11 protein-coding genes are annotated in these 11199 nt (G+C 72.2%); 10 read left to right on the top strand and 1 reads right to left on the bottom strand.

Annotated features, from left to right (window positions below):
- The 10 genes from I3F58_RS24990 to I3F58_RS24945 all read left to right on the top strand — a co-directional run.
- Positions 1–551, top strand: a 551-nt coding sequence (locus I3F58_RS24990) for a response regulator (protein ID WP_240110946.1), incomplete at its 5' end; no start/stop codon positions are given.
- A 245-nt stretch (positions 552–796) separates the two neighbouring features.
- On the top strand, positions 797–1480 hold the full coding sequence (locus tag I3F58_RS24985; RefSeq protein ID WP_240110945.1) for a two-component system response regulator: 684 nt from the start codon (positions 797–799) through the stop codon (positions 1478–1480).
- Positions 1481–1621: 141 nt separating this feature from the next.
- Positions 1622–4408, top strand: coding sequence for a DNA translocase FtsK (locus tag I3F58_RS24980; protein ID WP_240110944.1), 2787 nt, complete (start codon positions 1622–1624; stop codon positions 4406–4408).
- 366 nt (positions 4409–4774) lie between these two features.
- Positions 4775–5638, top strand: a complete 864-nt coding sequence (locus tag I3F58_RS24975) for a helix-turn-helix domain-containing protein (RefSeq protein WP_240110943.1) — start codon at positions 4775–4777, stop codon at positions 5636–5638.
- A gap of 89 nt (positions 5639–5727) precedes the next feature.
- Complete coding sequence (rimO, locus tag I3F58_RS24970; protein ID WP_240110942.1) at positions 5728–7329, top strand: 30S ribosomal protein S12 methylthiotransferase RimO; 1602 nt, start codon at positions 5728–5730, stop codon at positions 7327–7329.
- On the top strand, positions 7326–8027 hold the full coding sequence (gene pgsA, locus I3F58_RS24965; RefSeq protein ID WP_240110941.1) for a CDP-diacylglycerol--glycerol-3-phosphate 3-phosphatidyltransferase: 702 nt from the start codon (positions 7326–7328) through the stop codon (positions 8025–8027). The genes rimO and pgsA overlap by 4 nt, the downstream gene beginning before the upstream one ends.
- Before the next feature lie 44 nt (positions 8028–8071).
- Positions 8072–8638, top strand: a complete 567-nt coding sequence (locus tag I3F58_RS24960) for a CinA family protein (RefSeq protein ID WP_240110950.1) — start codon at positions 8072–8074, stop codon at positions 8636–8638.
- 109 nt (positions 8639–8747) lie between these two features.
- Positions 8748–9131 (top strand): helix-turn-helix domain-containing protein, encoded by a 384-nt coding sequence (locus I3F58_RS24955; RefSeq protein WP_240110940.1) that lies wholly within the window; start codon positions 8748–8750, stop codon positions 9129–9131.
- 152 nt (positions 9132–9283) lie between these two features.
- Positions 9284–9754, top strand: a complete 471-nt coding sequence (locus tag I3F58_RS24950) for a Dps family protein (RefSeq protein ID WP_240110939.1) — start codon at positions 9284–9286, stop codon at positions 9752–9754.
- A gap of 114 nt (positions 9755–9868) precedes the next feature.
- Positions 9869–10171, top strand: a complete 303-nt coding sequence (locus tag I3F58_RS24945) for a hypothetical protein (protein ID WP_240110938.1) — start codon at positions 9869–9871, stop codon at positions 10169–10171.
- Between the two features lie 222 nt (positions 10172–10393).
- On the opposite strand, the gene I3F58_RS24940 is transcribed toward I3F58_RS24945, so the two are convergent.
- Positions 10394–11188, bottom strand: a complete 795-nt coding sequence (locus tag I3F58_RS24940) for an Fpg/Nei family DNA glycosylase (protein WP_240110937.1) — start codon at positions 11186–11188, stop codon at positions 10394–10396.
- Positions 11189–11199: the final 11 nt, after the last annotated feature.

Below are 11199 nucleotides of genomic sequence, written 5' to 3'. Positions count from 1 at the left end.
GGCCGGCACCGGACGGAACCGACCAGCGGCCCGCGCTGCCGGGCCAGGGCACCGCGCCGGGGGCGATGGGCACCGCCGACCGGGAGCCCGGGCCCGCGGTGGGCGGCCGGTCGCAGCGGCAGCCGAACGGGCGGGCCGGTCAGGAGGGTGCGGAGCCGCGCCGGAGCTTCGCGTTCAACGGCGAGAAGGTGCTGATCGTCGACGACGACATCCGGAACGTCTTCGCCCTCACCAGTGTGCTGGAGCAGCACGGTCTGACCGTGCTGTACGCGGAGAACGGCCGTGAGGGCATCGAGGTCCTGGAGCAGCACGACGACCTGACGGTCGTGCTCATGGACATCATGATGCCCGAGATGGACGGATACGCGACGACGACGGCGATCCGGCGGATGCCGCAGTTCGCCGGGCTGCCGATCATCGCGCTCACGGCGAAGGCGATGAAGGGCGACCGCGAGAAGGCCATCCAGTCGGGCGCCTCCGACTACGTCACCAAGCCGGTGGACCCGGACCACCTGCTGACCGTCATGGACCAGTGGATGCGCGGAGAGTGATCATGGAGGGAGCCGGGCGGCGGTGATCGCCGGACAGCCTGGGGCCGTGTACGTGTGAGGGGCCGGTATCCGGGGAACCTTCTGGTCTCCTGCCGCGTTTCTGGTACGTGCACAGTGACATCGCGGTGACAGGGTGTGGCGACGGGCGGGGTGCGGCTACCATGACCGGCACAAGGACGGACGGCGCAAGGGAGTCGTCTTCTGGGGCGGCACCCGGCCAACTGCCGGGGCGAGGAGGGCGGGCCATGGTGCAGAAGGCCAAGATCCTCCTGGTCGATGACCGGCCGGAGAATCTGCTGGCGCTGGAGGCCATCCTCTCCGCGCTCGATCAGACGCTGGTGCGGGCATCGTCAGGGGAGGAAGCGCTCAAGGCGCTGCTGACCGACGACTTCGCGGTCATTCTGCTGGACGTCCAGATGCCGGGCATGGACGGCTTCGAGACGGCCGCGCACATCAAGCGGCGCGAGCGGACGCGCGACATCCCCATCATCTTCCTGACCGCCATCAACCACGGTCCCCACCACACCTTCCGGGGGTACGCGGCGGGCGCGGTCGACTACATCTCCAAGCCCTTCGACCCGTGGGTGCTGCGCGCCAAGGTCTCCGTGTTCGTCGAGCTGTACATGAAGAACTGTCAGCTCCGCGAACAGGCCGCACTGCTGCGCCTTCAGCTGGAGGGCGCGGGCGGCGGCCAGAACGCCGCCGTGGCCGCCAGGGAGTCCGCCGGGATCCTGGCCGAACTGTCCGCGCGGCTCGCGGCCGTGGAGGAGCAGGCCGAGGCGCTGTCCAAACAGCTCCAGGGCGAGAACGCGGACGCGGCGGCCGTCGCGACCGCCGCCCACCTGGAACGCAAACTCACCGGACTGCGGCGGGCGCTGGACGCGCTGGAGCCGGGCAGCGGGGGCGGTGGCGCGCCGGTCCAGGGCTGAGCACTCCCACCGGGCCCGCATCCGAGGAAGTCTGAAGCCGGGTCAGCGGGCGTCAGCCGCGCGTACACTCCGGTAGCGACACGAACGGGTGAAGCAGGCGGACACGTGTCCCCCGCCGCTCACACCGGTAACCTCACCCCCATGGCCTCACGTACGTCCGGCAAGGGTTCCCAGGACACCGCGGGCACGGCGAAGCCGCGCGCCGGCCGTACGACCGGCGGCGCCGCGAAGAAGACGGCACCCCGCAAGCCCCCCGCCAAGAAGACCGCAGCCCGGCAGGCCGCCGGGCCGGCCAAGAAGGCGCCCGCCAAGAAGACCGCGAAGAAGACCGCTGCCAAGAAGCCCGCACCCTCCCCCACAGGCGGTGTCCTGCGGCTCCTCCGGGCCGTCTGGCTGGGCCTCGCCCACGCCGTGGGCGCGATGCTGCGGGGCATAGGGCGCGGCGCCAAGGGCCTCGACCCCGCGCACCGGAAGGACGGACTGGCGCTGCTGCTGCTGGGCCTCGCGCTCATCGTCGCCGCCGGGACCTGGGCGAATCTGCGCGGGCCCGTCGGGGACCTCGTCGACATGCTGGTGACCGGCGCGTTCGGGCGGCTCGACCTGCTGGTGCCGCTGCTCATCGGGGCCATCGCGGTGCGGCTCATCCTGCACCCCGAGAGGCCCGAGGCCAACGGGCGGATCGTGGTGGGCCTCTCGGCGCTGGTCGTGGGCGTGCTCGGGCAGGTCCACATCGCGTGCGGGAGCCCGGGGCGGGACGCGGGGGCGCAGGCCATGCAGGATGCGGGCGGCCTCATCGGCTGGGCCGCCTCCATGCCGCTGATCTTCCTGATGACCGAGGTGCTCGCCGTTCCGATGCTCGTCCTGCTGACGGTGTTCGGACTGCTCGTCGTCACGGCGACGCCCGTGAACGCCATCCCCCGGCGGCTGCGGGCCCTGGGCGTGCGGCTCGGCGTCGTCGAGCCGGGGCAGCCGGAGGGGAACCCGGACGACGAGCGGTACGACGAGCAGTGGCGGGAGGCGCTGCCCGCCCGCTCCCGGCGGAGGTCCGCCTCGACAGGGCAGGACGAGGAGCCGTACGACCACGACCAGGCCGAGGCGCAGGCCCTGGCACGGCGCCGGAAGCGCCCGGGGAAGGCAGCCGGGCCCGCGTCCGGCCGGGCCCCGGACGCCGTCGACATCGCCGCTGCCGCCGCGGCGGATCTGGACGGTGCCGTGCTGAACGGGATGCCGCCGTCGCCGCTGGTCGCGGATCTGACGCGGGACGTCACCACGGAGCGGGACCGGGCGCGGGGCACCGGTTCCGGAGCGGGTGCCCCCGGCGCCGTACCGCCGGCGCGGGAGGAGGCGCCGGGAGGTGCGCGTGGCGCCGTACCGGATCTGACCAAGTCCGCGCCCGTCCCGGACGAGCTGCCGCCGCTGCCCGCGCGGGCCGAGCAGCTCCAGTTCGCCGGGGACATCACCTATGCCCTGCCCGCGCTCGATCTGCTGGAGCGGGGCGGGCCGGGGAAGACCCGCAGCGCGGCGAACGACGCCATCGTGGCCTCGCTGCGGAACGTGTTCTCCGAGTTCAAGGTGGACGCCGATGTCACCGGCTTCACCCGGGGGCCGACGGTCACGCGGTACGAGGTGGAGCTCGGCCCGGCGGTGAAAGTCGAGCGGATCACGGCGCTGACCAAGAACATCGCCTACGCCGTGGCCAGCCCGGATGTGCGGATCATCTCGCCCATCCCGGGCAAGTCCGCGGTCGGGATCGAGATCCCGAACACCGACCGCGAGATGGTCAAGCTCGGGGACGTGCTGCGGCTCGCGGCGGCGGCCGAGGACGACCACCCGATGCTCGTGGGGCTGGGGAAGGACGTCGAGGGCGGCTATGTGATGGCCAACCTGGCGACGATGCCGCATGTGCTGGTCGCGGGGGCGACCGGGTCCGGCAAGTCGTCCTGCATCAACTGTCTCATCACGTCGATCATGATGCGGGCGACCCCCGAGGACGTGCGGATGGTGCTCGTCGACCCGAAGCGGGTCGAGCTGACCGCGTACGAGGGCATCCCGCACCTGATCACGCCCATCATCACCAACCCCAAACGGGCCGCCGAGGCGCTCCAGTGGGTCGTCCGCGAGATGGACCTGCGCTACGACGACCTCGCCGCCTTCGGCTACCGGCACATCGACGACTTCAACGCGGCGGTGCGCAGCGGGAAGCTCAAGACGCCGGAGGGGAGCGAGCGGGAACTCCAGCCCTACCCGTACCTGCTGGTCATCGTCGACGAGCTGGCCGACCTGATGATGGTCGCGCCGCGGGACGTGGAGGACGCGATCGTCCGCATCACGCAGCTCGCCCGGGCGGCGGGCATCCACCTGGTGCTGGCCACGCAGCGGCCGTCCGTGGACGTCGTGACGGGGCTCATCAAGGCGAACGTGCCGTCCCGGCTGGCCTTCGCCACGTCGTCGCTGGCGGACAGCCGGGTCATCCTCGACCAGGCCGGGGCCGAGAAGCTCATCGGAAAGGGTGACGGGCTGTTCCTCCCGATGGGTGCGAACAAGCCGGTACGGCTTCAGGGGGCGTTCGTCACGGAGGAGGAGGTCGCGGAGGTCGTCCGGCACTGCAAGGCGCAGATGGCGCCGGTCTTCCGGGACGACGTCACGACCGGCACGAAGCAGAAGAAGGAGATCGACGAGGAGATCGGGGACGACCTGGAGCTGCTGTGCGCGGCGGCGGAACTGGTCGTCACCACGCAGTTCGGGTCGACGTCCATGCTCCAGCGGAAGCTGCGGGTCGGGTTCGCCAAGGCGGGGCGGCTGATGGACCTGATGGAGTCGCGGGGCGTGGTGGGCCCGAGCGAGGGATCCAAGGCGCGGGACGTCCTGGTGAAGCCGGACGAACTGGACGGTGTGCTGGCGGTGATCCGGGGGGAGAGCGGGAGCTGACGGCGGGTGGGGTGACGGGAGGGCGTGTGCCTTCACCCCGTCGGAGTGCCCTCACCCCGACGGCGTACTGTCGCCGGCGCAGGCGGGAGACCCCGCATCAGGTGTACCCGTCCCTCCGGCCGTGGGAACCGGTTCGGCCCGTCGTTGCCCAGCCGTAAGGGAAACGTGAGCAACCGTTGCCCCCGGGCGTACGTCAAGTTGGATGTGGGGGCGCACAATATGTGTCCCCGCCCGCATACCGCTGGCGCCGTGGGTGCCGCGCCATTCCGATGGCGTACAAACCCCGTCCGCCCGGTTGCTCCACCCTTTCGCCCCACCCATAGACTGAACCTCCAGCACGTGGTTACACGCTCGAAAGGCGCCCCCGTGTCCATCGGCAACTCCCCCGAAGAAGACCGGCCTTCGCCCCCCGACCCCGATCTCGCCGCGGAAGCGGAACCCGTCGAGGACGACCGGCCCTCGATCGGCCGTGTCCTCCGCCAAGCCCGCATCGACGCCGGCCTGACCGTCGAGGACGTCAGCAGCTCCACCCGCGTGCGCGTCCCCATCGTGTACGCGATCGAGGAGGACGACTTCTCGCGGTGCGGCGGCGATGTGTACGCGCGCGGACATGTGCGGACGCTCGCCAGGGCTGTCGGTCTCGACCCCGCCGTACTGGTGAAGCAGTACGACGAGGCACACGGAGGCCGCCCCGCACCCACCCCCGCCGCACCCCTGTTCGAGGCGGAGCGGATCCGCCCCGAGCGGCGCAGGCCCAACTGGACCGCCGCCATGGTCGCCGCGATCGTCGCGGTGGTCGGGTTCGTCGGCTGGACCGTGTTCGGCCGGGACGACACCGGCTCCGCCGCCAAGAACGTGGCGGAGGCTCCCGCCCCCACCCCGACCGGCAAGCCGACCACCCTGCGGCCCACCCCGCCCGCGCCCAAACCCGTGGAGCCGTCCGAGAGCGCGATCGCCGCCGTGCCGCAGGACAAGGTGACGGTCAAGCTCACCGCGATCGACGACAAGAGCTGGATCTCGGCCAAGGCCCGGGACGGCAAGCTGCTCTTCGACGGGCTGCTCCTGAAGGGCGACTCCAAGACCTTCCAGGACGACGAGCGGCTGGACCTCATCCTCGGCAACGCCGGGGCGATCGAGCTCTTCGTGAACGGCAAGAAGGTCGAGGACGAGTTCGCACCGGGCGCCGTGGAGCGGCTGTCGTACACGAAGGGCGACCCGCAGGTCGGCTGAGGCCCGGAATCCCCGGGATCGGGCGGTGACGAGGGCGGCGGTGGACCTGTGCGCCAGAGGTGCTGTCGGGACGAAGTAGTCTTGAGTCCATGCCCGAACGCCGTACCGTCGCCCTTGTCACTCTTGGCTGCGCCCGTAACGAGGTGGACTCGGAGGAGCTTGCAGGCCGCCTGGCAGCGGACGGCTGGCAGCTCGTCGAGGACGCCTCCGACGCCGATGTGGCCGTCGTCAACACCTGCGGCTTCGTCGAAGCCGCCAAGAAGGACTCCGTCGACGCCCTGCTGGAGGCGAACGACCTCAAGGACCACGGCCGCACCCAGGCCGTCGTCGCCGTCGGCTGCATGGCCGAGCGGTACGGCAAGGAGCTGGCCGACGCGCTGCCCGAGGCGGACGGGGTGCTCGGCTTCGACGACTACGCCGACATCTCGGACCGGCTCCAGACGATCCTCAGCGGCGGCGGCCACGCCGCCCACACCCCGAGGGACCGGCGCAAGCTGCTCCCGCTGAGCCCCGTCGAGCGGCAGGCCGCCGCCGCGTCCGTCGCGCTCCCCGGCCACGGAGCCGTACACGGCTCTGAGGCCGCCACGGAGGCCCCTGCCCTTGGGGAGGGGCCGGGGGGTGTGCCTCAGGCCTCTGAAGGGGTCGCTGAGGGCGCCGACGAGGCCGCCCCGGTGCTGGAGGACCTGCCTGACGGGCTCGCCCCGGCGTCCGGGCCGCGTGCCCCGCTGCGCCGCCGCCTGGACCGCAGCCCGGTCGCCTCCGTCAAGCTGGCCTCCGGCTGTGACCGGCGCTGCTCCTTCTGCGCCATCCCGTCATTCCGCGGCTCCTTCGTCTCCCGCCGCCCCAGCGACGTCCTGAACGAGACGCGCTGGCTGGCCGAGCAGGGCGTGAAGGAGATCATGCTGGTCTCCGAGAACAACACCTCGTACGGCAAGGACCTCGGCGACATCCGCCTTCTGGAGTCCCTGCTGCCCGAGCTGGGCGCCGTCGACGGCATCGAGCGGATCCGGGTCAGCTACCTCCAGCCCGCCGAGATGCGGCCCGGTCTCATCGACGTGCTGACGTCGACCGAGAAGGTCGCCCCCTACTTCGACCTGTCCTTCCAGCACTCCGCGCCCGGCGTGCTGCGCGCGATGCGGCGGTTCGGTGACACCGAGCGGTTCCTGGAGCTGCTGGACACCATCCGCGGCAAGGTCCCGCAGGCGGGTGTCCGGTCCAACTTCATCGTCGGCTTCCCCGGCGAGACCGACCAGGACTTCGCGGAGCTGGAGCGTTTCCTCACCCACGCGCGGCTGGACGCCATCGGTGTGTTCGGCTACTCGGACGAGGACGGCACCGAGGCGGCCACGTACGAGAGGAAGCTCGACCAGGAGGTCGTCGACGCGCGGCTGGCGCATCTGTCGCGGCTCGCGGAGGAGCTGACCGCGCAGCGCGCCGAGGAGCGCCTGGGGGAGACCCTGGAGGTGCTCGTCGAGTCCGTCGAGGGGGATGATCTCGACGAGGACGAGTACGCCGCCGTGGGGCGTGCCGCCCACCAGGCGCCCGAGACGGACGGGCAGGTGCTGTTCGCGACAAGCGAGGGCCTGGTCGCCGGCCGTATGGTCAAGGCCAAGGCCGTCGGTACGGAAGGCGTCGACCTGGTGGCCGAGGTGATCGAGGTGGCCGAGCTGGCCGAGGAGGCGGGCAGATGACCGGAGTCCCGGCGTCGGCTGCGGGCGGTACGGGCAGGCGGGCGCCCGGCGGCAAGCTGGGCGCGGCGGCGGTGAACCAGGCCAGCCTGTGGAACATCGCCAACATCCTGACGATGGTCCGGCTCGTGCTCGTGCCCGGATTCGTGGTCCTGCTGCTCCAGGACGGCGGCTATGACCCCGTCTGGCGCGCGTGGGCCTGGGCGGCGTTCGCCGTCGCCATGATCACCGACGTGTTCGACGGGCACCTGGCCCGTACGTACAACCTGGTCACGGACTTCGGGAAGATCGCGGACCCGATCGCGGACAAGGCGATCATGGCGGCCGGGCTGATCAGCCTGTCCGCGCTGGAGGAGCTGCCCTGGTGGGTGACCGGGGTGATCCTCTTCCGTGAGCTGGGCATCACGCTGCTGCGCTTCTGGGTGATCAGGCACGGGGTCATCCCGGCCAGCCGGGGCGGCAAGGTGAAGACCCTGGCGCAGGGCACGGCGGTCGGCATGTACGTGCTGGCGCTGACCGGGCCGCTGGCCACCCTGCGGTGGTGGGTGATGGCCGTCGCCGTCGTGCTGACGGTGGCCACCGGGCTCGACTACGTGCGACAGGCGGTCGTGCTGCGCCGCAGGGGCCTGGCCGCGGAACGGGAACGGACCTCCGTGGCCGGGGGTGCCGGTGGGGCCGCCGCTTCGGAGCCGCCGCGGTGACAGTGGGCGGGGCGGAGGCGCCGGTCGCGGGGCGGGTGCTGCGCATGCTCGCCGAGCGCGGGCGGACGCTGGCGGTGGCGGAGTCGCTGACCGGCGGCCTGGTGGCCGCCGAGCTGACCTCGGTACCCGGGGCGTCCGCCGTCTTCCGCGGCTCCGTCACCGCGTACGCGACCGGGCTGAAGCACCTGCTGCTCGGCGTGGACCGGGAGCTGCTGGACCAGCGGGGCGCGGTCGACGCGGAGGTCGCGCTGCAGATGGCGCGCGGGGTGCGCAGCCGGCTGGGCGCCGACTGGGGCGTCGCGACCACCGGGGTCGCGGGGCCCGAGCCGCAGGACGGACAGCCGGTGGGAACGGTGTACGTCGCCGTGTGCGGGCCCTCTGCCGCGGGTGCCGCGGGCGGGAAAGTGGCCGCGCTGCGGTTGAACGGCGACCGCGCGGAAATCCGTAGAGAGAGTGTACGGAGCGCGCTGGAGCTGCTCGCGGACGAGATCGGGCACGACGACGTGCACGAGGGCGTCCGCGAGGACGTGAACGGACGCGCGAACTCCCTTCCGGGGGAACTCCCGGGGAATGCGCGGGCAAAGGATACGGAACAGAACGGGGGGAATTGATGTTTGCAGCCCTGAGTGAACACGTCATCGCTCCCCGCACGGCCGCGGCGCGAGGCGGTACGGTGGGGCGTGAAGGATGCGGCTACGCGGTCCGAGGAGGGAGCCACCGATGATTCTGCTCCGTCGCCTGCTGGGTGACGTGCTGCGTCGGCAGCGCCAGCGCCAGGGCCGTACTCTGCGCGAAGTCTCCTCGTCCGCCCGAGTATCGCTCGGCTATCTTTCCGAGGTGGAGCGGGGGCAGAAGGAGGCTTCCTCCGAACTGCTCTCCGCGATCTGCGACGCGCTGGACGTACGGATGTCCGAGCTTATGCGCGAGGTCAGTGACGAACTGTCGCTGGCGGAGCTGGCGCAGTCGGCAACGGTCAGGGAGCCGGTGCCGGCGCCGGTGCGCCCGATGCTCAACTCTGTCTCCGTGACGTCGGTGGCCGGTGTGCCGACGGAACGAGTCACCATCAAGGCGCCTGCCGAGGCGGTCGACGTCGTCGCCGCGTGAGCGGTCGGCGGGTGGCCTGCTGAAGTCTGGCTGACGTTTGGGGTGTGGCCCCGGTCGGGTACTCGGTGCCGGACCGGGGCTTTCGCTTGTCGTCGAATGCCCGTTTTGTGTGGCATGCGCTTTGGTGCATGTGGTGGACAGGGAGGTTTCGGATGGCTGTCGTCAGAAGCCCGTTGCCGGACGCCGATCTCAAGGTGGTCGGTGAGGCCCTCCAGGGCGCGCTCGTGGACACGGTGGATCTGGCCCTGGTGGCCAAGCAGGTGCACTGGAACGTGGTCGGGTCCCGCTTCCGTTCCGTCCATCTCCAGCTGGACGAGGTGGTGGCCACGGCCCGTCAGCACTCGGACGTCGTCGCGGAGCGTGCGTCGGCTCTCGGCGTCAACCCGGACGGCCGGGCCGCCACCGTCGCGGCCGGGAGCGCGATCGGGCCCGTGCCGGAGGGATGGATCCAGGACGACGACGCCGTACGCATCATGGTGGACGCGCTGGGCGCGGTGATCGGCCGGATGCGGGAACGGGTGGGCGCGACCGCCGAGCCGGATCCCGTGACGCAGGACCTGCTCATCGGACTGACCGCCGACCTCGAGAAGCACGCATGGATGTTCCAGGCGGAGAGCGTCTGAGGTGAGCTGCGGGGTGACGGGCGCGGCACGGGACGACGGATGCGCCGGGGCCGCACCGGTGCGCCCTGACGCCGGGTGATCGTGCCGGTCTAGCGTCGACCGGAGGAGGCGGCCATGGCAGGGCGACGGTTCCCGCTGCCGGCGCTGGTGTCGGCGCTCGTACTGGGCGGGCTGTGGTGGTGGGCGGTGCTGAGGCTGGCCCTGGTGCCCGAGCAGACGGGCCTCGTCGAGAGCGCGGCGGCGACCGGCGGCTGGGGGCTCAGCCTGCTGCCCGTCCATGTCGCTGCCGCGCCGGGCCGCCGCGGGGGGTCTGCGGGGCGGCGGTCCCGCTGGGCGGCGGTGGTGCAGGACTCGGTTCCGGAGGTGGTGCGGGGCGTCGTGTGGGATGTGGTGCGGGCGGTGCGGTGGCGGCGGTGAGGCGGGCGTCCTGGTGGATGCCCCTGTCCTGCCCGTTCCCGGCACCGGGGTGCCGCTCGGGGCCCCGCTGCCGTGCCCGAGCGGCGCTCCTCCTCGGACGCCGGACGGGCCGCGGCTCCCGCGCGTTCCGGGACCGGAGCGGCCGAGCCCTTCCGCCTCTCCGGCGCCGGAGAGGCGGCGGACAGACCCGGAGCCCCGTTCCGCGCGGACACGCCCCTGCCCCTAGCCGCGCGGGCCCGGACCGGACTGGCAGCGTGGACACCAGTACGTGACGCGGGCGTCCGAGGTGTCGCAGCGGATCGGGGCGGCGCAACGGGGGCACGGGCGGTGGGCCTGGCCGTAGACGTACAGGCGCCGGCCGGTGCGGCCGCCGGAGGTGGTGCGGCGCTCGACGCGGCTCCTGTTGGCGGCCAGCAGGCGCTGCGCCGTCGCGAGCAGCCGCGCGGGTACGTCCGGTGGCAGCTCCCCGACCGGCAGCCAGGGTGTGACCCCGGCGAGGAAGGCCAGCTCGCACTTGTAGACGTTGCCGATCCCCGCGATGTTGTGCTGGTCCAGCAGGGCGTCCCCCAGCGGGCGGGACGGGTCGGCGCTCACCCGGCGTACGGCCTCGTCCAGGTCCCAGTCGGGCCCGAGCAGATCGGGGCCGAGGTGGCCGACGACGGCGGGCTCGTCCGCGGTGCGCAGCAGTTCGAGCACTGGCAGCCGGTAGCCGACCACGGTGTGCCCGGTCGTGCCGAGGACCGCCCGGATCTGGTGGGCGGGGCCGCCCCGCCAGCGCTCGTCGGCCGCGTACACCCGCCAGGAGCCGTCCATCCGCAGATGGGAGTGGAGAGTGAGGCCGCCCTCGAAGCGGGCCAGCAGGTGCTTGCCGCGCGGGGTGACGTCCAGGACCGTCCGCCCTGTCAGGTCGGCCGTCGCGAAGCGCGGAACCCGCAGGTCGGAGCGGGTGAGGACGTGTCCGGCCAGGGCCCCGTGCATACGGTGCGCGGTGAGCCAGACCGTGTCGCCTTCGGGCATGAGTCCATGAT

Source organism: Streptomyces sp. MUM 203J, from assembly GCF_022414595.1.
Taxonomy (GTDB): domain Bacteria; phylum Actinomycetota; class Actinomycetes; order Streptomycetales; family Streptomycetaceae; genus Streptomyces.
The sequence above is the reverse complement of the archived record's forward strand: the minus strand, read 5'-3'. Positions and strand labels throughout refer to the sequence as shown.